The 25,559-nt window shown below is 67.3% G+C and carries 22 protein-coding genes; 12 read left to right on the forward strand and 10 right to left on the reverse strand.

Annotation, left to right across the window (positions count from 1 at the left end; translation table 11 throughout):
• Window positions 1-225 precede the first annotated feature (225 nt).
• The 6 genes from J3367_RS00795 to J3367_RS00820 all read right to left on the reverse strand — a co-directional run bounded on the left by J3367_RS00795 (window position 226) and on the right by J3367_RS00820 (window position 7,816).
• The gene (locus J3367_RS00795; RefSeq protein ID WP_024349199.1) at window positions 226-1,362 is read right to left on the reverse strand and encodes an AbrB family transcriptional regulator; all 1,137 of its coding nucleotides are present in this window, start codon (window positions 1,360-1,362) and stop codon (window positions 226-228) included.
• Entirely contained in the window at window positions 1,349-2,827 is a 1,479-nt protein-coding gene (locus J3367_RS00800) for an aldehyde dehydrogenase family protein (RefSeq protein WP_024349198.1), read from the reverse strand. The genes J3367_RS00795 and J3367_RS00800 overlap by 14 nt, the downstream gene beginning before the upstream one ends.
• Entirely contained in the window at window positions 2,824-4,365 is a 1,542-nt protein-coding gene (locus J3367_RS00805; protein ID WP_024349197.1) for a tripartite tricarboxylate transporter permease, read from the reverse strand. Before J3367_RS00805 ends, J3367_RS00800 begins: the two co-directional genes overlap by 4 nt.
• Before the next feature lie 18 nt (window positions 4,366-4,383).
• Complete coding sequence (locus tag J3367_RS00810; RefSeq protein WP_024349196.1) at window positions 4,384-4,848, reverse strand: tripartite tricarboxylate transporter TctB family protein; 465 nt, start codon at window positions 4,846-4,848, stop codon at window positions 4,384-4,386.
• Between the two features lie 40 nt (window positions 4,849-4,888).
• On the reverse strand, window positions 4,889-5,875 hold the full coding sequence (locus J3367_RS00815) for a tripartite tricarboxylate transporter substrate binding protein (RefSeq protein ID WP_024349195.1): 987 nt from the start codon (window positions 5,873-5,875) through the stop codon (window positions 4,889-4,891).
• A 114-nt stretch (window positions 5,876-5,989) separates the two neighbouring features.
• Window positions 5,990-7,816 carry a thiamine pyrophosphate-binding protein gene (locus J3367_RS00820; RefSeq protein ID WP_024349194.1) on the reverse strand — a complete coding sequence of 609 codons (1,827 nt, stop codon included), beginning with the start codon at window positions 7,814-7,816 and terminating at the stop codon, window positions 5,990-5,992.
• Between the two features lie 251 nt (window positions 7,817-8,067).
• Between J3367_RS00820 and J3367_RS00825 the strand changes: the two genes are divergently transcribed.
• Window positions 8,068-9,294, forward strand: a complete 1,227-nt coding sequence (locus J3367_RS00825; RefSeq protein ID WP_024349193.1) for a LysR family transcriptional regulator — start codon at window positions 8,068-8,070, stop codon at window positions 9,292-9,294.
• Between the two features lie 4 nt (window positions 9,295-9,298).
• Here the strand turns inward: J3367_RS00825 and J3367_RS00830 are convergent, their stop codons facing one another.
• A complete protein-coding gene (locus J3367_RS00830) occupies window positions 9,299-10,000 on the reverse strand; it encodes a class II aldolase/adducin family protein (protein ID WP_024349192.1) in 702 nt (233 codons plus the stop codon).
• 116 nt (window positions 10,001-10,116) lie between these two features.
• Between J3367_RS00830 and J3367_RS00835 the strand changes: the two genes are divergently transcribed.
• Window positions 10,117-11,100, forward strand: coding sequence for an ABC transporter substrate-binding protein (locus J3367_RS00835; RefSeq protein WP_024349191.1), 984 nt, complete (start codon window positions 10,117-10,119; stop codon window positions 11,098-11,100).
• Window positions 11,101-11,128: 28 nt separating this feature from the next.
• Here J3367_RS00835 and J3367_RS00840 read toward each other — a convergent pair whose 3' ends face one another.
• Entirely contained in the window at window positions 11,129-11,845 is a 717-nt protein-coding gene (locus J3367_RS00840) for a FadR/GntR family transcriptional regulator (RefSeq protein WP_024349190.1), read from the reverse strand.
• A gap of 107 nt (window positions 11,846-11,952) precedes the next feature.
• Here J3367_RS00840 and J3367_RS00845 point away from each other — a divergent pair, with 107 nt between their 5' ends.
• Complete coding sequence (locus J3367_RS00845; protein WP_024349189.1) at window positions 11,953-12,639, forward strand: fumarylacetoacetate hydrolase family protein; 687 nt, start codon at window positions 11,953-11,955, stop codon at window positions 12,637-12,639.
• Between the two features lie 7 nt (window positions 12,640-12,646).
• Here J3367_RS00845 and J3367_RS00850 read toward each other — a convergent pair whose 3' ends face one another.
• Window positions 12,647-13,327, reverse strand: a complete 681-nt coding sequence (locus tag J3367_RS00850; RefSeq protein WP_024349188.1) for a FadR/GntR family transcriptional regulator — start codon at window positions 13,325-13,327, stop codon at window positions 12,647-12,649.
• Window positions 13,328-13,565: 238 nt separating this feature from the next.
• Between J3367_RS00850 and J3367_RS00855 the strand changes: the two genes are divergently transcribed.
• The 7 genes from J3367_RS00855 (at window position 13,566) to J3367_RS00885 (ending at window position 23,177) form a co-directional block, all read left to right on the forward strand.
• Window positions 13,566-14,498: a fumarylacetoacetate hydrolase family protein gene (locus J3367_RS00855; RefSeq protein ID WP_024349187.1), complete on the forward strand. Its 933-nt coding sequence runs from the start codon at window positions 13,566-13,568 to the stop codon at window positions 14,496-14,498.
• A 62-nt stretch (window positions 14,499-14,560) separates the two neighbouring features.
• A complete protein-coding gene (locus J3367_RS00860; RefSeq protein ID WP_024349186.1) occupies window positions 14,561-15,589 on the forward strand; it encodes an ABC transporter substrate-binding protein in 1,029 nt (342 codons plus the stop codon).
• Complete coding sequence (locus tag J3367_RS00865; protein WP_024349185.1) at window positions 15,589-16,398, forward strand: ABC transporter ATP-binding protein; 810 nt, start codon at window positions 15,589-15,591, stop codon at window positions 16,396-16,398. The genes J3367_RS00860 and J3367_RS00865 overlap by 1 nt, the downstream gene beginning before the upstream one ends.
• Window positions 16,395-17,264 carry an ABC transporter permease gene (locus J3367_RS00870; RefSeq protein ID WP_024349184.1) on the forward strand — a complete coding sequence of 290 codons (870 nt, stop codon included), beginning with the start codon at window positions 16,395-16,397 and terminating at the stop codon, window positions 17,262-17,264. The genes J3367_RS00865 and J3367_RS00870 overlap by 4 nt, the downstream gene beginning before the upstream one ends.
• Window positions 17,265-17,267: 3 nt before the next feature.
• Window positions 17,268-18,314, forward strand: coding sequence for an Ldh family oxidoreductase (locus tag J3367_RS00875; RefSeq protein ID WP_024349183.1), 1,047 nt, complete (start codon window positions 17,268-17,270; stop codon window positions 18,312-18,314).
• A 159-nt stretch (window positions 18,315-18,473) separates the two neighbouring features.
• A complete protein-coding gene (locus J3367_RS00880) occupies window positions 18,474-21,833 on the forward strand; it encodes a DEAD/DEAH box helicase (RefSeq protein ID WP_024349182.1) in 3,360 nt (1,119 codons plus the stop codon).
• Between the two features lie 120 nt (window positions 21,834-21,953).
• Window positions 21,954-23,177 (forward strand): MFS transporter, encoded by a 1,224-nt coding sequence (locus J3367_RS00885; RefSeq protein ID WP_024349181.1) that lies wholly within the window; start codon window positions 21,954-21,956, stop codon window positions 23,175-23,177.
• Between the two features lie 45 nt (window positions 23,178-23,222).
• Here J3367_RS00885 and J3367_RS00890 read toward each other — a convergent pair whose 3' ends face one another.
• Window positions 23,223-24,026, reverse strand: coding sequence for a fatty acid desaturase (locus J3367_RS00890; RefSeq protein WP_202814795.1), 804 nt, complete (start codon window positions 24,024-24,026; stop codon window positions 23,223-23,225).
• Between the two features lie 193 nt (window positions 24,027-24,219).
• Here J3367_RS00890 and J3367_RS00895 point away from each other — a divergent pair, with 193 nt between their 5' ends.
• Together J3367_RS00895 and J3367_RS00900 are read left to right on the forward strand one after the other, a co-directional pair.
• Window positions 24,220-24,825, forward strand: coding sequence for a DUF2585 family protein (locus J3367_RS00895; protein ID WP_024349179.1), 606 nt, complete (start codon window positions 24,220-24,222; stop codon window positions 24,823-24,825).
• Between the two features lie 128 nt (window positions 24,826-24,953).
• Window positions 24,954-25,496 carry a sterol desaturase family protein gene (locus J3367_RS00900; RefSeq protein WP_024349178.1) on the forward strand — a complete coding sequence of 181 codons (543 nt, stop codon included), beginning with the start codon at window positions 24,954-24,956 and terminating at the stop codon, window positions 25,494-25,496.
• Window positions 25,497-25,559 lie beyond the last annotated feature (63 nt).

Raw genomic sequence — 25,559 nt, forward strand, 5'->3', positions numbered from 1 at the left:
TTTGGTCGCTGAGAATCCTCTCGGTGCCATCTGCGTGCTTTGGGCCCAAACCTGTAGCCCAGAGGTGATGCCCATGCGGCCGATCCCGGGCTCCAAGCTCAAGGGATCCGGGCAGTGGCTCGACGGCATGACATCAGCAATCTCGAACGACGCGGCCACTCAGCTTCGATGCGGAATGTCCCGCCCGCGCTTTGCTGTTGCGCCACGGCATTTCGGAGCGGCGCGTCATGATGCTCCATCGCGGGTAAGCCAGCGGTAGGCCCGGGGCAGGACGGCGACGGCGAAGAAGATGCGGTAGATGTGGTGCAGCGTGACGAAGGGCACGCTGAGATGCAGCGACAGGGCGACGAGGCTCATCTCGGCGAGGCCGCCCGGCGCGAAGGCGAGAATCAGCGTTTGGACGTCGCGGTCGACATAAGCGTGGATGGCGACGGCGACCGCGAAGGCCATGGCGAAGACCAGTGCGAAGGCGCCGAACGCCAGGCCGATGGCCCGCGCAATCTCGCCGCGCCCGATGCCGACGAAGCCGACACCGAGCGACGTGCCGACCATGAGCTGCGTCAGCGCAATCAGGATCTGCGGCAGCTGGCCGTCCGACCAGCCGGCGAGATGGACTATGGCGCTGGCGGCGATCGCGCCGGATATGTCGGGGGCCGGGAATCTCAGCCTGCGTCCGATCAGCGTTCCCGCCATGCCGGCGACAATCAGGATCAGGAGTTCGACGGGCGCAATGCTGCCGCGCGTCCCCATCGCCGTGCCGGAGGCACTGCCGACCGCATGGCCGCTTGCCCACCAGAACAGCAGCGGCACCAGCAGCACGATCAGCGACATGCGCAGGAAGTGCTGCACCAGGATGATGCGCTGGTTGCCGCCGGCTTCCGCACCCATCAGCGTCGCCTCGACGAAGCCGCCGGGGAAGGAGGCGAAGAACGCCGTCGGCAGATCGTAGCCGCCGATCCGCCGGAACATCGCAAAGACCAGCGCGTGCGCCACCACCAGGAAAACCGACAGCACGACGAGGCTCGGCCACCATTCCGGCACCTGGGCGAGGATCTCCATGGTGAAGGCGCTGCCGATCATCACGCCGAGGACGGGCAGGAAAATGTCGCGGCTGGCGCGGGGCCAGTGGGGCGGCGCGCCGAACAGCTCGATGCGCATCAGCGCGACGATGCAGAGCGCGAGCTGCGCGCCGATCAGCCACGGCAGCGGCAGCCCTGCAAGGCTTGCCAGCCAGCCGCCGGTCGCAGCGACGGCGAGCGTTGCGAGCGCCGTCTTCACGCCGCCCTTCGGCGCGTCCGGCTTCAGCTCGGATCCCGTCGGCGCCGAGCCGTCCGAAGCTTCGACACTGTCAGTCGAGCGCAATGTGGATGTTCTTCTCGCGGGTGAAATCGAGCATTTCGCCGATGCATTCCTCGCGGCCGATGCCCGACTGCTTCACGCCGCCGAAGGGGGCGCCGAGGAAATGCGGACCGGCCTTGTTGACCCAGACGAAGCCGGCTTCCGCCTGCCGTGCCAGACGATGCGCCCGGGCAAGATCCTTCGTGAAGATCGCGCAGGTCAGGCCGAACTCGACGGCGTTGATCGCTTCCATCATCGCCGCCTCGTCGCGCCATTTCAGGACGGAGAGGACCGGGCCGAAGATCTCCTCGCGGGCGATAGTCATGTCGGGCGTGACGTCGGCGAAGACGGTCGGCTCGACGAAGAAGCCGCTCCGAAGGCCCGGCACGTCCGGCACCTTGCCGCCGCAGACGAGGCGTGCGCCTTCGCGTCTGGCGATCTCGATATAGCGCAGCGTCTTTTCCTGCGCCGCCTTCGAGGCGAGGGCGCCCATATTGGTGGCGGGATCAGTCGGGTCGCCGGGCACAAAGTCGGCGCACAATTCCGCGACGCGAGCCAGAACCGCGTCGTGGATGTCCTCGTGCAGGAAGGCGCGACTGGTCGAGCCGCAGGACTGGCCGCACCAGGCGAAGTTCATGCCGGCGACGACGCCGCGCGCGGTGCGCTCGACATCGGCGTCCGGGCATCCGATCAGCGCGTTCTTGCCGCCGAGCTCCAGCATCACGCCCTTCAGCGTGTCCGAGGCAGCGCGCATGACGGCGCGGCCCGTGGCGACGCTGCCGATCAGCCCGACCTTGGCGATCCTGCCGTGGCTCGCGAGCCGCTGGCCGGCCGCGACGCCGCCATGCACCATATTGAACACGCCCGGCGGCAGCACGCCTTCGATCAGCTCGACGAAGCGCAGGACGGAGAGCGGCGCGAGCTCGGCCGGCTTGATGACGACCGTGTTGCCGGCGGCGAGCGGTGCCGCCATCTTCGCCGCGCAGAACATCAGCGGGTGGTTGTAGGCGACGATGCGACCGACCACGCCGACCGGTTCGCGGACGGTCAGGTTCAGGGCGTCCGGCCCCATCGGGATCGTATCGCCCTTCATCTCCGTGACGAGGCCGGCGAAGAAGTCGAGCTGCGACGTCGCGATGTCGATGTCCCTCGCCATGGCGGTGACCGGATTGCCGCTGTCGGCCGCGTCGATGAGGGCAAGCGCGTCGCGGTTCGCCCGCATGATGTCCGCGATCTTCCGCAGACACCGCGCGCGTTCGAGCGGGGCGGTGTCGCGCCAGGCGGGGAAGGCGGCGTGCGCGGCCTCGATCGCCGCGTCCATGTCGGCGGCTCCGCCATAGGCGACGGTGCAGAAACTCTCGCCTGTCGCGGGATTGATCGTGTCGCGCGTCTCGCCCGACAGCGCCGGCATCCAGCGCCCGCCGTAATAGAGATCGCGATGCTCCGGCAGTGTCACGGTCCGTCTCGCGGGGTTCGTTGCGGCGGTCATGAGGTGGCTTCCTGGGGGGCGCCGGCCGCTTGTGGCCGCAGGGGCCGGCTCAGATTGGATCGCAGGATGCGCCAGACCGAGAAGATCGTGAGCGCCACGAAGAACACCACGATCGGCCGGGTGAAGAGGTCGAGCGGCTGGTCCTTGAACAGGATGACCGACTGGCGCACCGACTGCTCGAAGGTTTCGCCGAGGGCGAAGCCGATGATGAAGGTGGCGAAGGAGAAGTCGAATTTGCGCATCAGATAGCCGAAGACGGCGGCCACCATCATGACCGCGACCGCGAACATCGAGTTGCCATTGGCATAGGCGCCGGCGATGCAGAGCAGAACGACGACCGGATGGATGACGGATTTCGGCACGCTGACGATCAGCGCGAAGAGCCGCAGGCCGAGATTGCCGATGACGAAATTGATCCAGTTCGCCATGAACATGGCCGCGAAGATGCCGTAGACGAGGCGGCCATGCTCGCGGAAGATCAGCGGCCCCGGATCGACGCCGTGCATCAGGAAGGCGCCGATCAGGATCGCCGCCGACAGGCTGCCGGGAATGCCGAGGGCGAGCAGCGGGATCAGATTGGCGCCGACCACCGCGCTGTTGGCGGCTTCCGTCGCGGCGACGCCCTCGAGCTTGCCGGTGCCGAATTCCTCGGGATTCCTGGAAGCGCGGCGCGCCGCGCCGTAGCCGAGGAAGCCCGCCACGATCGCGCCGATGCCGGGCATGGCGCCGACACCGGTGCCGATCACGGCAGAGCGGATGATGGTGCGCAGGCAACTGCGATATTCGGCCCAGCTGACGCGCTTGTCCTCCGGCGGGATGTCCTTGCCGAACACGTTGTAGGTGCCGACATTCTTCTCGCGGCCAAGGACGCGGGCTTCGACCTGGATGATGATCTCGGACAGCGCGAGAAGGCCGATCGTCAGCGGTATGATCGGCACGCCCTCAATCAGTTCGCCCATGCCGAAGGTCAGGCGCGGCTGGGCGGTCTCGATGTCGAGGCCGACGCAGGCGACGAAGGCGCCGAGGATCGCCGCGAGCAGGCCGCGGAGCATCGACTTGCCCGACAGGCCGGCGATGATCGTCAGCGAAAAGGCGAAGACGGCCGCCATTTCGGGCGGGCCCATGCGCAGCGCGACGAGAGCGAGCGGCGCGGCGACGGTGAACAGCACGAGGTCGGAGAAGATGTCACCGGTGACCGAGGAATAGAGCGCCATCTTCAGCGCCTTCATGCCCTTGCCCTTCTTGACGAGCGGGTAGCCGTCGAAGGCGGTCGAGGTGGATTCGGGCGAGCCCGGCGTATTGAGGAGGATTGCGGAGATCGAACCGCCGAAGGTGCCGCCCTTGTTGATGCCGATCAGGAAGGCGACGGCGGCGAGCGGGTCCATGTAGTAGGTCAGCGGCACGGCGACGGCGATCGCCATCGGCCCGTTGAGGCCGGGAATGGCACCCACCATGATGCCCATGAACACGCCGAAGGCGATGTAGGCGAAGTTCATCAGGGTGAAGGCGTCGCCAATGCCGGCGAGGATCGTGTCCATTGTCGTTCGCCTTCGAGATCAGCTGGGCAGATAGACGAGGAAGAGGTGCTTGAAGCCGTAGAAGATGACCGGCGGTGCGGCGAGCGTGACGAGGACGAGGCGCACCGGGTTGGACCGCAGGCTACCCATCAGCACGCCGACGACGCCCAGAACGAAAATGCCGGCCACGACGAAGCCGAAATGCACCATCAGCTGCCAGGTCACGGCGAGGAAGACCGAGATGCCGGTGATGAACATCCAGTCCGCACGCTTCATCGGTGCGGGGCCCTCGGTCTCGGGCCTGCCGCGCCAGGCGGTCCACGCCCTGTGGCCGACCAGAAGCACGGCGAACAGGACGAAGAGCCACATCAGGACGCGGGGGAAGAAGTCCGGCCCGAGGCCGTAGGCTGAACGGCCGCCGATCTCCGCCGGGATGACCACGTAGATCGCGATCAGCCCGGCGACGATCAGGAACACGCCGGCGAACATGTCGGCCTTGCGCACGGACTCCCCTCCCGTCTTTTCGTTCGTCAGGCCCGGCCGATCACTCGGCCGGCTTCTCGCCGCCCTCGGCCATCATCTTGTCGACGAAGGGCTTCACCTCATCGCGCTGCATGGTGAGATAGTCGTCGGTTTCCTGCGGCCCGCGATAGTCGGCCGACAGATACATCTTCTCGCGCAGTTCCTTGACGAGATCCGGCGACAGCGCGGTCTTCACGGCATCGGCGAGTTTCTTCTCGACGTCTTCCGGCAGGCCCTTGGGCGCCGACAGCATGAAGGTGTCGACGAAGGCATAGTCGATGCCGAGTTCCTTGGCGGTCGGGATGTCCTGGAAGTCGGCATTGCGCTCGTAGCCGAGCGAGAGGATCGGCTTCATCTCGCCGGCCTCGACCTGCGCGTGCCAGCCGGATGCGCCCCAGGTCATGTCGGTGTGGCCGCCGAGCACCTGCTGGATGCCGGCCGAGCCGCCCTTGACCGGGACCACCTCGATCTCGATGCCTTCCTTCTCCTCGATGGCGATGGCCATGAGGCGCGAGACGGAGACCTGGGACGACAGCGACAGCGCCTTGCCGTTGTCCTTGGCGTCCTTGACCAGATCCTCGTAGGTGTTCCAGGGCGCGTCCTTCTTCACGACGAGGGCGTCCTGCGGGATCGAGACGGTCGCGATATGGGCGAAGTCGTCGATCATGTCGTACTGGATGTCGGTGTTGAGCAGCGGGGCCAGCGCGTAGGCGGCGCTCGCGCCCATGCCGATGGTGTAGCCGTCGGCCTTCTGATGCATCAGCGTGGTCGCCATGACGGTGCCGCCGCCGCCGGGTTTCTGCACCGCGATCACCGGGACGCCGAGCGCTGCCTCCAGGTTCTTCTGCAGGAGCCGGGCGGTCGTATCGACGGCGCCGCCCGGGTTGAAGCCGATATACATGGTGATCGGCTTGTCCGGGAATTCCGCGAATGCCGGGCTTGCCGCAGCGACGATGGTCGCCGTAAGCGCCGCGGCTGCAAGCCGCTTCGTGATGTGTCTGCCGTTCATGGTCACCTCCCCTGGATGTTGTTGTCGATGCCGATCTTCTGGTTCGCCGGCTTCTGCGTTCGCTGCGTGCTCAAGGCCGGCAGCAATTCCTCCGTCTTCGGTGCCGGGCCCGGATCATTCGCCGAAGTCGCCGGCATAGCCGGGCTCGACACGGGCATCGATGATGACCCGGCCGCCGGATGCGACCGTCTTCGCGCCGGCCTGCAGCGCGTCGTCGAGTGCGGCGCGTGTGCGAACGGGGCCGATGGTCTGGAAGCCCTGCGCGCCGGCCATCGCCAGGACGTCGATCTCCGGATCGGTCAGGCGCTGGCCGATCCAGCGGTTTTCCGCCGGCCGCTCGCGGCTGTTGGCGACGCGCTCCTGATGCAGTTCGTCGTTGAAGTATGAGGCGTTGTTGGCGACCACGATCAGCAGCGGCAGGCCGAAATGGCTCGCCGTCCACAGGGCGTTGATGCCCATCAGCGTGTCGCCGTCGCCCAGCACCGCAGTGACGATGCGGCCGGTATCGCGCAGGGCGAGGGCGGCGCCGACCGCATGGCCCGGGCCGACGCCGACCGCCGCGCCGCCGTCCTTGCCGAGATAGGAGAGGGGATGGGTGAAATGGCTGGCAGCGCGCGGCCAGCCGAGCGGCAGGCGGACGAAGGTGACATCGTTGTCGATCCCGTGCCGGCGGATCGCCATGGCGAAGTCGCCGAGCGAGATGCAGCCGTCCCTGTCGCCGAGCGGTGCGGTGGGCAGGCGCGACGTCCAGTGCGGGCCGGAGAAATCCCAGTCGGTCGCGGGTGGCTGCGCCTCCTGCAGCATGTCGAGAAGGTCGGCGGCGAAGGCGTCCGGATGCGCCATCACCGAGATGTCGACCGCGGCGAGCGCCTGGTGGTCCATGCTCCAGCCATTGGTCATCGTGGCATCGAGCGAACAGCTGACGATGGTCGTTTCGATCGGCGCCTGGGTCTGGGCATTGTCGGTGCAACTGCGCAGATAGCCGGCGAGATCGAGCCAGTCGAAGCTGACGATCAGATCGGCTTCGGCGACAAGGGCGCGCTCGCGCGCCGAGCGCTGCTCCCCGCAGGGTGCAAGAAGATGCTGCCGGTGGTCGGTGGGGAAACAGGACGGGTTGTGGATGCTCGTCATCACCGCCGCACCGGTCGCTTCGGCCAGCGCGATGCGGGCGTCCCAGTCGGCCTGCGACCGGGACATGCGGCCGAACAGGAAGAGCGGCTTCTTGGCACCCGCCAGTGCCGCGACGACCGAACGCAGCGTGGTGCGCGAGGCCGAGGGCAGGTCCGGCGGCGCAAAGCGGCCCGGCGCCGGCACCTGCACCTCCCGGCCCAGCCGTTCCTCCTGCATCGATACGTCGAGGCAGACATAGGTCGGGCCGAAGGGGGCCGTTGTGGCGATCTGATGCGCGCGCAGCACCGCCTCCACGGCGGCCTCGGCGGAACCCGGCTGGTTGTCCCATTTGACGTAGGAGCGCACCAGCGCACCCTGGTCGGCGGCGGTGTGGACCCAGTCGATCCACGGCCGACGCTTGTGGGCATCGACGGGTCCGGTGGCCCCGAGGATCACCATCGGCACACGATCGCACCAGGCGTTGAAGACCGACATGGCCGCATGCATCAACCCGACATTGGCATGCAGCGCCACCGCCATCGGCCTGTCGGTCGCGCGGCCATAGCCGTCGGCGATCGCCACGGCATGCTCCTCGTGCAGGCAGAGCACGATCTGGGGGTCGCTGTTGCCGAGATAGTTGACGATGGAATCCTGCAGGCCGCGGAAGCTCGAGCCCGGCACCATGGCAACGTAGGGCAGGCCGAGCGCCCGCACGGTCGCGGCCACGACGTCGCTGCCCCATTCCGCAGGGCGATCCTCGTGTCCCGCCGGCCGCTCGATGAGGTCGCTCGCGTGCCGGGTTGCAGGCGTGTGTCGGCCGGCGTCGTCCATGAAGTCCGCATTCCCCCCGAGAACCGCGCGCTGTCGAAACGGGTTTGAAAGGCCCCGCGACGCTCGCTTGTCGTTGTCTTCTGTCGACACTGTGCGGCCGCAGCCGGCTGAGGGATAATGCCTTCTGCATTTCATCCATGCGAAACAGTTATAGCCAGATGTGCTGGCGATTTCCGCGATGCTACATCATTCTGAAAACAATGGCGGATCGGCATCAATCGGATGCACTTTCGGCTTGAGGGGAGGATCGGTTGGCGAAGCTGCGCAAGCTTCGGGTGGCGCTCGCAATCGCAGAGGGCGGGGCCATCGCCAATGCGGCGCGGCAGCTTGGGCTGTCGCAGCCGGCCGTTTCGCGCGCGCTCCAATCGCTGGAAGCCGAGCTCGGCATCACGCTGTTTCATCGCTCCTCGCGCCGCCTGGCCGCCAGCGAGGCCGGCATCCTGCTCGTCAGGCGTATCGGCCGGGCGCAGGAGCAATTGCGGATCGCAGAACTCGAACTGCCGGCGATGTCCGGCGAGGCGGCCCGTCCCCGGCCGTCGCTGACAATCCATGCCGCCGACCACGAATTTGCCGCCCTACTGGCTGTCGCCGCGCATGGCACCGTCAGCGCCGGCGCGCGCCATGCCGGCCTGTCCCAGCCGGCTCTCAACCGATCACTCCGGGCGCTGGAGAACCGTGCCGGCCTGCCGCTCTTTCACCGCGCGACCGCGGGCATGCGGCTGACCCCGCCCGGCGAGGCGCTGCTGCGCCGGGTGAAACTGTGCTTCTCCGAGATCCGACAGGGGCTGGAGGAAGTGGAGATCCTGAAAGGCGCGACCGGTGGGCAGATCCGCATCGGCGCGCTGCCGCTGACCCGTGTCCGCCTTGCGCCCGTCGCGGTCGAGCGCCTGCTGATGCGTTACCCGGAAGCCGAGATCGCGATCGTCGACGGGACCTATGGCTCACTGCTGATGGCGCTGCGCCAGGGCGACATCGACGTGCTGGTCGGCACGATCCGGCGCCCGGCGCCGGTCGAAGGCATCGTGTCGGAGGAACTGTTCGAGGACGACGTCGTGATGGTCGTCGGTGCGCGCCACCCGCTCGCCGGACGCCGCAGGGTGAACCTTGCCGACTGTCTGGGTTTTCCGTGGGTGCTGCCCTTCAAGGGTGTGCCGCTGCGTCTGCAGTTCGAGGCGGCGCTGCGCGCCTTCGGGCTGGACGCGCCCAAGCGGGTGATCGAGACCGATTCCGTCGTTGCCGTGCGCACACTGCTGATGAATGGCGAGCGGGTCGCGATCCTGTCGCGCCATCAGGTGCATCACGAGGTCGAGGCCGGCACGCTGACGATCCTGCCGGTCAGGATCGAGTGCACGAACCGGCAGGTCGGCCTGACCATGCGGGCCGATTATGTGCCGACCCCGCTGGCCGCGGCGTTGCTCGACGAATTGCGCGGGGTCGCCTCCGAGATCAGCGAGGCGCGGCCCCATGCTCCGGCCTGAGGTGTCACCCTCGAACGCGCGACGCCCAGTACTCCCAGGCGCGGGCGACGGGCGCGCCGTCATCGTGCTTGGCTGCGGCCTGCGTGATCTCGCCGGGCGTCAGATAGGACGGCCCGCCGAGCGCCAGCGCCTTGGCGAGAAGCTCCGCATTGTCGCGCATGCAGATCGAAACGAAGACCGCCTGGGCGATATCGCGCCCGACGCAGACGGCGCCGTGGCGCTTGAGCAGCACCGCCGGCCGATCGCCGAGCGCGGCCGCGAGAGAGGCGGCCATCGGCGTGTCGGAGACCAGAAGGCTCGTATCGCCGAACGCGTCCTGGCTGTCCCACACCGGCACCGTCTCGCCGGCGACGGCGCCGAGATGGAAGACCGGCCTGAGCCTTGTCTCCACCAGCGCGAAGGGCAGCACCGATGGCGCGTGATGGTGGACGACCGAGGCGACATCGGGCCGGGCCTTCAGGATCGCGCCGTGGATCACCCGCTCCAGATAGGGCTTGCCGTCGCCCTCCAGGATTTTGCCGTCGAGATCGAAGCGCATGATGTCGCCGGCCGCGACGAGGCCCGGGCTGCGCGAGCAGGAGAGATAGAAAGCGTTCGCGTCGTCGGGATCGCGCACGCTGACATGGCCGAACGCGTCGAGCACGCCTTCATGCGCGAGGATGCGGTTCGCCAGAACCAGTTCGTCGATCAGCACTGCCTTGTTCATCTGCCCGCCTCTCCGTCCCATGGCGCGGCAGGGGAGCCGATGCGACGCGCGAACGCAAGCGGCCGCACCTGCGCCATTCCCCAGCACAATCCGGAAACAACAGGAGGAATCCCCGCATGTCCAAGCTGAACCTGTCCGTCGCCGTCGGCGACTACGATCGCGCCCGGCCCATCGTCGACGGCCGCGTCCAGATCGACGGCGTCGAGCCGACCTGCATGGTGCTGTCGCCCGAAGAGATCTTCTTCCGCGCCTTCCGCCACGCCGAATTCGACATCTGCGAATTGTCGCTGTCGAGCTTCACGGTGAAGACGGCGAATGATGACTGCCCCTATGTCGGTGTGCCGGCGTTCCTCTCCCGCGCCTTCCGCCACACCTCGCTTTACGTCCGCACCGACCGGATCAAGTCTCCCGCCGACCTCAAGGGCAAGCGCATCGGCGTCGCCGAATATCAGCTCACCGCCAATGTCTGGGTGCGCGCCATTCTGCAGGAACATGGCGTCGAGCCGGAGGACGTGACCTGGGTGCGCGGCGGGCTGGAGCAGCCGGGGCGGCCGGAAAAGATCGCGCTGAAGCTGCCGGATGCGATCCGCATCGAAACGGCGCCGGAGGACAAGTCGCTGTCGCAGCTGCTGCTCGACGGCGAGATCGAGGCGATCATCACGCCGCGCATGCCGTCATGCCATGGGGCCGAGAACAATGTCGGCTGGCTGTTCCCGGATCCCACCGCCGCGGCGATGGACTGGTACGAGCGCACGCAGATCTTCCCGATCATGCACATTGTCGGGGTCCGCAAGGAACTTGCCGACGCGCATCCCTGGCTGCCGGGCGCGGTGCTCAAGGCGATGACCGAGGCGAAGGCACTGGCGCTGGTGCAGCTGGCTGACACCTCGGCCACCAAGGTGACGTTGCCCTTCGTGGAGGAGCAACTGGCGCGGGCGCGCGACCTGATGGGCGAGGATTTCTGGTCCTACGGCATCGCTGCCAATCGGCCGACGCTCGATGCCTTCCTGCAGCAGCACCACGCCCAGGGTCTGTCGAGCCGCCAGCTGACGCCGGAAGAGCTGTTCCACCCCTCCACGCATGAGGCATTCCTGATCTGAGCGCCTGGGCTGCGCCGGCTCCGATCGGCTAGCGCAGCAGGCGGTCTTCGACGGAGCGCAGATGGGTGCGCATGGCGTTCTGGGCGGCGTCGGGGCTGCGCTGGGCAATGGCGTCGACGACGCGGTCGTGTTCGGCAAAACTGCCGTGCTCGGCGGGCGGACGCGGGCCTTCGCGCACCACGCGGCCCCAGGACACCATGCGCCGCAGGGTGTTCAGCTGGTCGAACAGCGCCAGAAGCGTGGTCGAGCCGCTGGCCTCGGCGATCTGGCGGTGAAACTCGTTGTCCAGCGCCTCGTATTCCCGCCATGTCGCGGCCTGCCGCGTGCGGTCCGTGGTCAGTTGCAGCCGGCCGATTGCCGAGGCCGAGGCGTGCAGCGCCGCGTCGCGGGCGATCGCCGGCTCCAACGCCGCCCTGGCGCGCATCACGTCGGCGGGGCTGACCTTGCGGGCCAGCTGGTCGAAGGGGCCGGCAGCGTCATCGGGCTCCTGATCGGTCAGGAAGGTGCCCTTGCCGACATGCCGCCACAGCCGGTTTTCCTGCTCCAGCACGCCCAGCGCCTGGCGCAGATCGCTGCGCTTCAGTCCGAGTTCGACACACAGGACGCGTTCGGGCGGCAGGCGCTGGCCCGGCTGCAGCCTGCGGTCGGCGATGAAGGCGCGCAATTGCGCCAGTGCCGACTGGCCCGACAATTGCGCATCCGGGGCATCCGCACGCTGTGCCGGCGGGCTGGAATCGTCGAGCATGGCCAAAACGGTCTCTATTGGTTCGCTAAACGCGGATTGATTTCGATTGATTAGCCGGGTGGAATCTGGGATGCAAGGACATCGTTGCTTCAAGGAGAGCCGTCTTCATGCCGAACTACGCGATCAATCCGTCCCCGGTCGTCACCCTTCCGATCGAAGGGTCGGACGCGGAGTTCCCCGTTCGCCGCGTCTATTGCATCGGCCGCAACTACGCTGCCCATGCCATCGAGATGGGGCATGATCCGGACCGGGAGCCGCCGTTCTTCTTCCAGAAGAACCCGAACAATCTGACGGTCGGCGACAGTTTCCCGTATCCGCCCAAGTCCGAGGACGTGCACCACGAGATCGAAATGGTCGTGGCACTGAAGTCTGGCGGCGTGAACATCCCGGTGGATGCGGCGCTCGATCACGTCTGGGGCTATGGCGTTGGCCTCGACATGACGCGGCGCGACCTGCAGGGCGAGGCCAAGAAGATGGGCCGCCCCTGGGAAATCGGCAAGGCGTTCGAGGCATCGGCCCCGGTCAGCGCCCTGCGCCCGGTGTCGGAGGTCGGGCATCCCGCGTCCGGCCTGGTCGAGCTCAAGGTGAATGGCGAAGCGAAGCAGACCGGGGACCTCAACCAGATGATCTGGAAGGTGCCCGAGATGATCTCCTACCTGTCGGACTATTTCGAGCTCGCGGCCGGCGACGTCATCATGACCGGCACGCCCTCGGGCGTCGGCGCCGTGGTCAAGGGCGACGTCATGGAATGCCATGTCGCCGGCGTCGGCGATCTGAAAGTCACCGTCGTCTGATCATCGCTCAGACCGGCTGTCGGCCCGAAATGGCCGGCAGCACCCGGTCGCGCACGGAATCGAGATGGGCGCGCATGCACTGCGCGGCGCCATTGGCATCCCGGGCCTCGATGGCCGCGCAGATCGCGTCGTGTTCCGGGAAACTCTTGTGGTCGCGGGACGGCAGGCTGGTCGTGCGCGGCTGCCCCCAGACCGTGGACCGCCGCACAACGTTCAACATGTCGAACAGGTGGATCAGCAGCTTGTTGTGGGTCGCCTTGGCGACGGCGTGGTGGAGTTTGTTGTCCCATGCCTCGTAGCTGCGCCAGTCCGAAGCTGTACGACAGCGGACCCGGCAGGCATCGATTTCCTCGAAATCCGACCGTGTCCCGTGGACCGCCGCAAGCCGCGCCAGTTCCGGCTCGACCGCGAGGCGCGCGGCGATCACCTGGGCCGGGCTCGCCAGTTCACCCAGATAGGCCATGTCGGCGAGGTTCAGGACGGACCGCGCGCCGATGAAGGTGCCGCGGCCGACATGCCGCCAGATCAGGCCGTCGCTTTCCAGTTCGGCCAGGGCCTTGCGCAGCTCGCCGCGCGTGACGCCGAACTCCCGGCTCAGCTCGCGCTCCGGCGGCAGCCGTTCGTTGTGACGGAAGCGCCGCTCGGCGATGTACTGCTTGATCTGCTCGGCCAGGGACACGGTGATCATGGCGCGATGCTAGACCAATTGTCGCATTGGTTAAATGCGAAAACTATCCGGCGCCAGAAAACCTGCTAGCATCGCTTCGTCAAGTCAGACGCCCGCCGGGCCGGCCAACAGGGTCCGGCGCACTGTAATTGCTGTGTATTCGCCGTGACATGGCGCCTTTTCGTCCGGTGGTCGCCTGTCCGGCATCGTGACATCGCCAACTGCCTGTACGCCTTCAAAACGATGGACATCTGAACCAATGCGTCTTGCTACGATCAAGCTCTCTTCGGGACCGGCCTGCGCGGTGGAGATGCCTGCCGGAGGGTATCTGCCGGTGGCGGCGGCCGCCGCGGCGGCGGGATCGAGCGAGCCTGCGCTGCTGGACGGGCGCCTCCAGGCGCTGATCGAGGGCGGGGATGCGACGCTGGCGGCATTGGCCAGGCTGGTTTCCGCGGCCGAGGCCGGCGAGGCGGCGCTTGGCGCCCTGATCGTTGCGCCGGGCGATGCGGACCTCCTCGCGCCGCTGCCGCGTCCGGAAAAGAACGTCTTCTGCGTCGGGCGCAATTACGCCGAGCATATCGCCGAGGGCGCCCGGGCGCAGAACGCCGTCGTGAACGTCACCGAAGTGCCGGTCTTCTTCACCAAGCCGAGGACGGCGGTGATCGGGGAGGGCGCGACCATTCCGCTGTTTCCCCATGTCTCGACCCATATCGACTACGAGGTCGAGCTTGCGGTCATCATCGGCAAGGCGGGCCGCGACATCGCCAGGGACGACGCCTATGCGCATGTCTTCGGCTACACCATCCTCAACGACGTCACCGCGCGCGACGTGCAGCGCCGCCATGGCGGGCAGTACTTCAAGGGGAAGGGGCTCGACGGGTCCTGCCCGATGGGGCCGGTGGTGGTGACGAAGGACGCATTTCCCGACCCGCAGAACACCGGCCTGCGGCTGTTCGTGAATGGCGAGCGCCGCCAGGACAGCACGACGGCGCAGATGATCTTCGACATTCCCGCGCTGATCGCGTCGCTCTCGGAAGGGTTGACGCTGGAGCCGGGCGATGTCCTGGCGACCGGCACCCCGTCGGGCGTCGGCTATGCGATGGAGCCGCCCCGCTTCCTGACGGATGGCGACGAGGTGGTCTGCGAAATCGATGGAATCGGGCGTCTGACCAACACGGTCCGCCCTGCATGAACCAACCGGCCGACAGAGCTGGAGGTAGGAGACTGCGCATCTAACATTCTGGGAGGAATGACATGCTGAACAGACGAATCTTCACAGCGCTCTTGGCCGGGGCCATGGCGGCGACACCGCTGGCCATGGCAGGGCCCGCATCCGCACAGGACATGACGAAGGTCACCTTCGTCCAGCCCAGCCCCTCCGCCATCAACTCGTTCAACGTGTTCGTCGCCATCGGCGAAGGATATTTCGCGGAGGAAGGTCTCGACGTCTCGGTCGAGGCGATCAACGGCTCCGGCGCCGTCCTGCAGGCCCTGTCCTCGGGCCAGGCCCAGTTCGGCCGGCCGGGTCCGGGACCGGTCCTCGCCGCCCGCAGCCGCGGCGTCGACGTCGTGTTCATCTACAATTTCGCCGCCCGGTCCAATTTCGGCATCGTCGTGCCGGAAGCCAGCGAGATCCAGGCTCCGGAAGAGCTGAAGGGCAAGGTCGTCGGCACCGGCACCGCGGACGGGGCCGAGGTCGGATTTGCCCGCAACGTACTGTCGGGTTCGGGCCTGACCGAAGGCACTGACTACACCTTCCTGACCGTCGGCGATGGCGGCCCGGCCGTCGCGGCCTTTTCGCAGGATGCCATTGCCGCCTATTCGTCCTCGACCGCGGATGCCGCGATCCTGAACCAGCGCGGGCAGGCGGTGCGCGACATCACGCCGTCGGAATATGCGCGCTTCTTCGGCAACGGCTTCGCCACGACCGGCGAGCTGATCCGCGACGATCCGGAGCTGGTCGAGAAGTTCGTGCGGGCGATCCACAAGGGGCATGTCTTCGCCCTCGACGATGCCAATCGCGACAAGGTGCTGGAGCACATGGCGGCCGGCAATCCGCAGGAGAGCGAGGATCGCGACTTCGCCGCGGCCCTGTTCGATGCGGTGCGCAGCAAGACCGTCCCGGTCGACCAGTCCAAGGGCCTCGGTTACCAGCCGCCCGAAGTCTGGGAAGAATGGCAGGAGGTCCAGGTCACCGGTGGTGAAATGGCCGAGCCGCTGGCCGACCTGACCGAAGCGTACACCAATGACTTCACGATGAAGGTCAACGGGAGCGCACAGTAATGCAGGCTGCCGCAACCCTGATCGAGCCGACGGAGAGCCATAGCGAGCTCGTCTATCAGCTCCGAAACGTGGGCAAGACCTACGCCCGCAATGCGATCACGGCACTGGAAGGGGTCAATCTGACCCTGACCCGGGGCAGTTTCTCGGCCGTGATCGGGTCCAGTGGTTGCGGCAAGTCGACCTTGCTGAAGATCATGTCGGGGCTGATCCCGCCATCCACGGGGCGGGTGGTTCTCCAGGACCGCCCCGTGACCGGCCCACGCCGCGACATCGGCATGATGTTCCAGCAGGCGACGCTGTTTCCCTGGCGCACCACGCTGCAGAACATCGTGCTGCCGATCGAGATCCGTGACGGACGGGCGGCGGCCAAGGCCGCGCAGGAGCCGGCCCGCGAACTCCTCGAACTGGTCGGCCTGAAGGGGTTCGAGAATTCCTATCCGGGCGATCTGTCCGGCGGCATGGCGCAGCGCGCCTCGATCTGCCGGATGCTGATCACCGAGCCGGCCGTGTTGCTGCTCGACGAGCCGTTCAGTGCGCTGGACGAACTGACCCGCGACTTCATGAACATGGAGCTGCAGCGCATCTGCATGTCGCGCAACGCGACCGCCTTCCTGGTCACCCACTCGATCCAGGAAGCGGTGATCCTGTCGGACGTGGTCTATGTGATGAAGCCGCGCCCCGGCCGAATTGCCGAAGTGGTCGAGATCGACCTGCCCCGTCCCCGCACGCTCGACATGATGACGACGCCGAAATTCGGCGAGATCGTCGAACATATCCGGAGCCGTCTGGACAAGGAGGCATTCATATGACGGGTCTCGAACGGATCGCCGACCGGGCGCCGACGGCAGAAGACGATACGGTCTGGACGGTCCATGTCGGCTGGCTGGACAGCGTGCCGCGCAGCATCCAGATGCTGTTCGTGTTCGGGGTCTTCGTGCTGGTCTGGGACCTCATCACCCGTTTCGGTCTGGTCAGCCCGATCATCCTGCCGACGCCCGGCGAGACGCTGGCCGACATGATCTTCGTCGGCAAGAACATCCTGACCGGCGGCTACATGCTGCCGGCGCTCTGGATCACGCTGAAGGAGGTGTTCTACGGCTTCCTCCTCGCCATCGCGATCGGCTTCAGCCTCGGCGTGATCGTCGGCGAGACGGCTTTCGGGGAGCGGGCGATCATGCCTTATCTCGTGGCCATCGACACCATGCCCAAGGTCGCCTTCGCGCCGCTCTTCGTCGCCTGGCTCGGCTTCGACATCGACAGCAAGGTGGCGCTGGGTGCCTTCATCGCGACCTTCCCCATCGTGGTGGGAACCGCGGCCGGGCTGCATGCCGCCGACACCAACAGCCGCAACCTGTTCAAGACGATGGGCGCCACCCGCTGGCAGGCGCTGACCAAGATGAAGCTGCCGATGGCACTGCCGCAGATCTTCACCGGCCTGAAGATCGGCTCGGTCGGCGTGATGGCGGGGGCGATCACCGCCGAGTTTCTCGGCGGCGGCAAGGGGTTCGGCGAGCTGATCCGCATCGCGGCCAGCCAGTTGAACACGCCGCGGGTGTTCTCGCTGATCTTCTACCTGTCCTTCGTGGGGCTCGGCCTCTTCGCCTTCGTGAGCTGGGTCCAGCGCCGCTTCGTGTTCTGGCACAAGGAACGTGTCTCGACCGTCACGGAGGGCTAGGGCGTGACCGGGGCACCTGTTTCGGGGGCGGCGCTGGCGGATTTCGCCGCCCGTGCCTTCACCAGCCTCCGGGTTCCCGAAGCGGATGCCCGCTCGGTGGCCGAGCTGATGGTCGAGGCGGATCTTCTCGGCTACGACACCCATGGCCTGTTCCGTCTGCGCCAGTATGTGAACCGCCTGCGGGACGGCGGCTGCAACCCGGCCGCGAACCCGCATGTCCTGCGCGAGACCGTCGCCACGGCGCTGATCGATGGTGACAACGGCCTCGGCCAGCTGGCGATGGCGCAGGCCTGCGACATGGCGATTACCAAGGCGCGACAGGCGGGGATCGGCTGGGTGGGCGTGCGCGGCGGCAACCATGCCGGGCCCGCCGCCCTCTATGTGCGCCCCCAGGCAAAGGCCGGGATGATCGGCATCTGCGCCGCCGTCGGCAGCGCCAACCACGTCGCGCCCTATGGCGGTACCGACCTGCTTCTCGGCACCAACCCCATCGCCTTCGCCACGCCGGGCGGGGCGGACCCCTTCGTTCTGGACATGGCGACCACCGTCGCCGCGATGGGCAAGATCAAGACCCTTGCCCAGAAGGGCGAGCCGATGCCCGAGGGCTGGATGGTCGGCCGCGACGGCAAGCCCCTGACCGACCCGAACCGGAAGGACGAGGGGTTCCTCCTGCCGATCGGCGGACCCAAGGGCTACGGTCTCGCCATGGTCATAGGGCTTCTGGCGGGCGTCCTGAACGGTGCCGCCTTCGGGGGGGACGTGGTGGATTTCACCAAGGACACCGAGAGCCCGACCAATACGGGCCAGTTCGTCGCAGCCATCGACATTGCGGCCTTCGGCGACCTTGGCGACTTCACCGCGACGGCGAACCGCGTCTTTGCCGAGATGCGCGCCTCCACGCCGCTGCCGGGCTATCCGGCGGTTCGCGTGCCCGGCGACGGACGCGAGGCGGCGCGCACGCAGCGCGTGGCCGACGGCATCGCCCTGCACCCGGCGTTGCGGGGCGAGCTCGACCGCATCGCGCAGGATCTGGCCATCGCCTCGCTCTGAGGACGGTTGCTTCGACGCTTTTACCCAGCCTCCCCACGGCTGCGCCGACTGCCAATCGATCGGCACGCCGTTCGCGCGGTCCATCATTCGGAGCAATATGTCGCGGATCGTTTTGCCCTCCCGCCCGTTCGATGGTGCGGATTTTTCAAAGGGCGGGACATGCATCATTCGACGACGAGCCAGGATCGCAGGAGCGGGAACAAACGGGTCTTCCCGCTGCATCCCATCGGGGTCGTCGCCGCCATGATCGCAAGGCGGGTCTCGGACGACCGGCGCCCGCTGATCTACATCGCCGAGACCGGCCGGCGCCGGCACGACATCTTCGCCCTGGCCAGCATTCTGGCGGGTCCCGGCTCGGTCTGCGAGCTCGACGCGCCGGACGGGTTTCCGGGCGACGGCCTGCCGGTGACGGTGGCGACCGCCGGCAACAGGATGGCGATGCTGCGCTGGCTTCTCGACGAGGAGAAGCGTCCCTCCGTCCTGATCACCACCCCGGCGGCGCTGATCCGCAAGGTGCCGCCGAAGTCGGTCTGGGAGGGGCTGCATCTGGAAATCCGGGTCGGCGAGACGCTCGACCAGACGGCCCTCCAGGCGAAGCTGCAGCATCTCGGCTACTGGCTCGATGACCGGGTCGACGAGCCGGGCGAGGCGGCGTTTCGCGGCAAGGTGCTGGAGATCTTCCCTGCCGCGGCGCCGCGGCCGTGCCGGATCGAGCATGAGGACGGGGTGGTGACCGCGATCCGCTCCTATGATCCGGTCAGCCAGCGATCCGTCACCGAAACCGACTGCCTCATCGTCGATCCCGCCAGCGAGATCGTCGGAGCCGACGACGGCGCCACGGGCCGGCAGGAAATCGATGGCGAAACGCTCCAGACCGGCGCGGCCGACAGCGAACGGTTCCTCTGCCGGCAATACGAACGGGCTGAGACGGTCTTCGACTATCTGCAGGATGCGGACATGGTGCTGGAGACCGGCGCCGAGATCCGCGCCGACGAGGTCTTCGATGCCCTGCAGCGGATCGATGCGGACGATCCGCACCGGCACGCCGTTCACGCCGATCATCTGGATCGCGAGACATGGGACACGCTCGTCGCGGAGCGGGTGACGGCGCTCGTCGACGATTTGGAGGCGGATTATTCCGTGCCGGTCTTCGCGACGGAGCGCCAGCCCTACAAGGCACTGGCCTCCTTCGTGACGCCGCTGCGTGACGACGGCTACCGCATCGTTCTGGCGGGGCCGGACGGCCGCGTCATGCGATCGGCCGCCCGCAAGGCCGGCACGGCGCTCGACGGCGCCTTCGAGCCGGCCGCGGACTGGGATGCCATCTGCAACGCCGCGCCGTCGTCGCTGCTGCTCTTCGACGCACCGATCACGGAAGGGTTCGTCGCCGCCGAAAGCGGTGTCGCCGTCATCAGCCTCCGCAACCTCGAAGGCCAGAAGGCAGCTGCCGCGGTCGCCGGCCCGTCGGACGGGTTCGCGCCGCAGGTCGATACCTTCCTGACCGGCGACCGGGTCGTTCATATCGAACACGGGGTCGCGGTTCTCGACGGCCTCGTGCCCATCGATCCGAACGGCAATGGCGGCGATCCGGAAGGCGAGGCCCTGAGCCTGCGCTACCGCAATGACGAGGCGCTGCTGGTGCCAATGTCCGACATCGGCGCGGTCTGGCGCTATGGCGGTGCCTCCACCGACGTGACGCTCGACGATCTGAAGGGCCGGACGTGGCAGAAGCGCCGTGACGAGATCTTCGGGGCGATTTCGGTGACCGCCGACCGCATGGTCGAACGGCTGAAGGAAAAGGCCGAGGCGAAGGCGCCGAAGATCGTGCCCGACCGGGTCTCCTTCGAGCGGTTCTGTGCGCGCTTCGCCTACGAACTGACGGCGGACCAGAACAATGCGTGCCTGGACGTGCTCGACAATCTGGCCTCCGGCCGTCCGATGGACCGTCTGGTCTGCGGCGATGTCGGCTACGGCAAGACCGAGGTGGCGCTGCGCGCCGCCGCCGCCGCGGTGTTCTCCGGCAGGCAGGTTGCGGTGATCGCGCCGACGACGGTTCTGGCCCAGCAGCATTTTCGCGAGTTTTCTGTCCGCTTCGGTGCTCAGGGCGTCGAGATCGTCCGGCTGTCGCGCCTCGTCGGCAAGGACGAGGCCGATGCCGCCAAGGCCGCCATGCAGGACGGGACCGCGAAGATCATCGTCGGGACCCACGCCATCCTCGCCGATGATCTCGCCTTCGACGATCTGGCGCTGGTGATCATCGACGAGGAACAGCGCTTCGGCAGCGAGCAGAAGACCGCCATGCGTGGGCTGGCCGACGGCGTCCATATTCTCACGATGACGGCGACGCCCATTCCGCGCACCCTCCAGTCCGGTTTCGTCGGGCTGAGCGATCTCAGCATCATCGCGACCCCGCCCAACCGGCGAAGCCCGGTGAAGACGCGGGTCGGGCCGTTCGACGACGCCGCCGTTCGCGACGCCCTGGCGGCGGAGCGCGCGCGCGGTGGGCAGAGCTTCGTCGTCTGCCCGCGCATCGAGGATCTCGAGCCGATGGCGGCGAAGCTGCAGGCGCTGGTGCCGGAGCAGACGACGGTCACGCTGCACGGCAAGATGAAGCCCGACGAGGTGGAGGACGCGATGCTGGCCTTCGCCCATGGCGAGCACGACATTCTTCTGGCGACGGCCATCGTGGAAAGCGGGCTCGATGTCGCCAATGCCAACACCATGGTGGTGTGCCATGCCGACCGCTTCGGTCTGGCCGAACTGCACCAGTTGCGCGGCCGGGTCGGCCGGGGCGCCCGCCGCGGCCACGTCCTCCTGACCACCGAAGCTGGCAGGGAGCTCGGCGAGCACGCCCGAAGCCGGCTCGAGGCACTGGAGGAATTCAGCACGCTCGGTGCAGGCTTCGACATCGCCGCGCGCGACCTCGATCTGCGCGGGACGGGCGAACTCCTGGGCGACGAGCAGGCCGGTCACGTCCAGACGATCGGCATCGGGCTGTATCGCAAGATCCTGGAACGCGCCGTCGCGCTTGCGCAGGGCCGGCCGGAGCCGGACGATGTCCGGCCGGTGATTTCCCTTGGGCTGCCGGCGACGATCCCGTCCGACTACGTTCCCGAACCGGATATGCGGATCGAGCTGGCGCTGCTGCTCGAACGGGTCTCGGACGCGGCGACGCTCGACGCGTTGCGGGTGGAGATCGTGGACCGGTTCGGGCCGATGCCGGCAACGCTCCTGACCCATTTCGGGCTCGCGGAGCTCCGGCTTCGCTGCCGCGCGGCCGGGGTCGCGAAGCTCGACCATGGCCCGAAGGCGACGGCGTTGAGCTTTACGCCGGCAATGTCTGCGGCGCTGCAGGATGCCGGGATCGAAGACCGGCTCGACGATGCCGAATGGTCGAAGAGCCGGCTGATCTTCCCGGCGCCCGAGGACGACGAAGCCGACCCGCTGGCGCACGCGAACGATCTGCTGGATCGCCTGGCGGCAGCGATGCCGGCGGCCGAGGGATCGGACGAAGCGTAAGCCGGGCCGGGATTTCTCACCCCCCGGCGATATTCAGGGGAGCATACGATCTGATACTGTCTGCCGCCGCCGTTTGCTGTAATCGTTGCGGCCTGCGTCGGCGAATGACGGATTGCCCGAATGAACACCGCTCCTGCCATGTCCCTGAAGCCCCGGACCTACACGGGCGTTCTGGTCGTTCTGGGTGTCGCGCATCTCCTCAACGACCTCATGCAGTCGCTGATCCCGGCCATCTACCCGATCATCCAGCGCAGCTACGGGCTTGATTTCTGGCAGATCGGCATGATCACGCTGACCTTCCAGATCGCCGGATCGCTGCTGCAGCCGCTGGTCGGCTTCTATACGGACCGCCGACCGGCGCCCTATTCGCCGGTCATGGGGATGATGTTCACCCTGTCGGGCCTGCTCGGCCTCGCCTTCGCGACGAGCTACGGAGCCATTCTCTTCGCCGTGGCGCTGATCGGCATCGGCTCCTCGATCTTCCACCCGGAAGCGACGCGCATGGCCCGCTATGCGGCCGGCGGCCGGCAGGGGCTGGCACAGGGCATCTTCCAGGTCGGCGGGCAGGCGGGCGGTGCCCTCGGCCCGGTCTTCGCCGCGCTGATCATCGTGCCTCTGGGGCAGCCGAGCCTTGCCTGGTTCACCGCCGCGGCGCTGACGGCCATGCTGCTCCTGACCTGGATCGGCCGGCAGCAGGCGACGATCAGCCGGCATTTCTCCGAATTGCGCGCGTCGCTGGCCAGCCAGCAGGCCGACCTGCCGCGGCATGGCACGGCGACGATCGCCATCGGCCTGACGGTGCTGACGCTGCTGATGTTCTCCAAGAACGCCTATGCGGAGAGTTTCCGGTCGTTCTACACCTTCTACCTGATCGAGCGGTTCGGCCTGTCGATCCCGCAGTCGCAGATGATGCTGTTCATCTTCCTGATCTCGGCCGCCGCGGGCGCGCTGATCGGCGGGATCGTCGGCGACCGCATCGGCCGCTACCGGATCATCTGGATCTCGGTGCTCGGGCCGCTGCCTCTCACCCTGCTGTTGCCCTATGCCGACCTGTTCTGGACGGGCGTCCTGACCATCGCGATCAACCTCGTCATGGCCAGCGCCTTCGCCTCGATCCTGATCTACGCCATGGAGTTGCTGCCCAACCGGATCGGCCTCATCGGCGGCCTGTTCTACGGATTGAACTTCGGCCTGGGCGGCATCGCCGCGGCGATCCTCGGCGGCCTTGCCGACAGCTACGGCATCGAGACCGTCTACCGCATCTGCTCGTTCCTGCCGCTGGCGGGGCTCCTGGCCTGGTTCCTGCCAAGGCTCGACACCGACCGGTATCGACCCGCCGGCTGACGCTGGCCATCACTGCATCGGCAGGGCACGTCTGCCGGGCCGGCCTCAGGACGTCTGGCGCTGCCGCCATTGGCTGGGCAGCCCCCACCACGGCACCCAGGGTTCGGTATGGTGCTCGTGGTGGTAGCCGAAATGGAAGCAGGACAGCAGCGAGGCGATGTAGCCGAACTCGTTGGAGCGCGCATTGTGCGCGTCGACGAAACCGTCCTCTTCGTGCCGGTGCGGACGGAACGTGCCGAAATAGAAGAGCTGCAGCGACGAGAGCAGGGACGGAAGCCCGTAGAACAGGACGACGTTGAGCACGGGCGCACCCAGGACCAGGATGTAGACGGCGACCACTGTGCACACGAACAGGATCGAGCGCCGGCCGAAATAGCGCAGGAAGAAGGCGCGGAACCAGGGCCAGAAGCGGTCGGGCTCTTCGACGAAGAAATCCGGATCGTTGGCCGTGCCCGGCGCGTCGTGATGGGCCATATGCGCGCCCCGGACCCGGCGCCAGGCAAAGCCGGCATAGATCGTCAGGATGAAGGCGCCGATGGCGGCGTTCAGGCGCGGCCATCCGGGAGCGAGCGAGCCGTGCATGGCGTCATGCGCGACGATGAAGAGCCCGACGGTCAGCCAGCACTGCACGGCGATGAGGACGGGCACGAGGGGCAGCGTCCGCCATCCGACATCGAGAAAGAACACCGCGCCGACATGGATGGCGATCCATGCCGCCAGAACGCAGCCCGCCAGCGTCAGGCCGATCGCCGCCTGGAACGGTCGCAGCACCGGTTTGCGCGTGCGCGCGGAGGAGGGGGCCTGTCCGGCCGGGATGGCGACATCGTTCATCGGGGCAAAGCTAAACATCCGGTCGTCCATGGAAAGCGGACTGCGGCGTTTCGCCCTTGCTGCGGGACTCGGGCCGGGGTGCGCCTCCCAGCCGATCACGGGAGGTACAAGGCGGCCTCGCAGCCGAGATCCGGAGAATGACGCGTCCTTGAATGCGACACTGTCGCATCGGGCGTGACCATTGCGCCGAACCTCCCATATCCAGGCAGGCATGAAACTCGCCTATCCGAATGCCAGAGACAGTTCGCTCGATGCGCTCGCCACCACCGGACCCGGAGGTGCGGGCCGGCCATCGCTTGCGCTCTGCGTGCTGCTCTGCCTTGCCGCCAACGCCCTCGCGGCGCTGTCCCTCTGGCTGTTCGGGCGTCCGCTGGTGCCGGTGCAGGAGCCCTTGCGCCTCTGGTCATCGAGCTTCGAGCTGGTGGCGAATTCCCAGCATCTGACCGACCCCTATTCCTTCATGCATGTCCTGTTCGGGGCGGGACTCTATGTCTTCGTCGACGGGCTCAAGCCCGGATGGCCGGCTCGCTCCAAGCTGGTGGTCGTCGTTCTGGGAAGCGTTGTCTGGGAGATCGTCGAGAACACGCCGCCGGTCGTCCGGCTGTTCAACGAAACGAGCCAGCCCGGAGCCTATGCCGGCGATAGTATCGTCAATTCGCTGAGCGATACGGCCTGCGTGACCCTCGGCTTCTTCATCGCCCGGCTGCTGGGCTGGCGCGCCACGCTGCTGGCGGCCGTAATGGTCGAGATCGCGCTGGTCGTGTCGATCCATGACGGTCTGGTGCTCGGCACGCTGAGGGTGCTGGGCGCCGTCTGAGCCGTCCGCGCCATCGCCCTTGCGCGGTTTTTACGCGTCCGGCCGGTGCTTGGCAGCACGGTACCTCCTCGCCATATTGACAGCATGGGCGCGCGCCAGAGCGCGAGCCCGCAACCTGCAGAGCCGCCATGTTTTTCGAGATTCTCCTCTACGCCCTGATCGTGATCGCCACCGTGGCCGCGATGGAAGCGTTTGCCTGGGCGATGCACAAATTCGTCATGCACGGGCGCAGCGGATGGGGCTGGCACAAATCCCACCACGAGGAGACCGAAGGCTTCTTCGAGAAGAACGACCTCTACGCCGTCGTCTTCAGCCTCATGGCCGTCGCCCTGTTCTTCGTCGGACAGGCGCTTTCGCCCGTTCTCCTTGCGATCGCATGGGGCATCACGCTCTACGGGCTTCTCTATTTCGTCGCCCATGACGGGCTGGTGCACCAGCGCTGGCCGTTCCGCTACGTGCCGCATCGCGGCTATGCCAAGCGCCTCGTGCAGGCCCACCGGCTTCACCACGCGGTGGAGGGGCGCGACCATTGCGTCTCCTTCGGGTTTCTCTACGCCCCGCCGATCGACAAGCTGAAGGCGGAGCTGCGCGCCTCCGGCGTGCTGGATCGCGAGCGGATCGACCGCTCAGTGACGGCGCAGGGCTCGGCCCATGCACCCGTGCGCAACTAGGCACCCGACCATGCCGGATCGCGAGGCGCGGAGGGCTGCCATCGGCAGCCGGCGGTGTGTCCG

The organism is Aurantimonas sp. NFXS3 (assembly GCF_049132005.1).
GTDB classification, from domain to species: Bacteria; Pseudomonadota; Alphaproteobacteria; order Rhizobiales; family Rhizobiaceae; genus Aurantimonas; species Aurantimonas coralicida.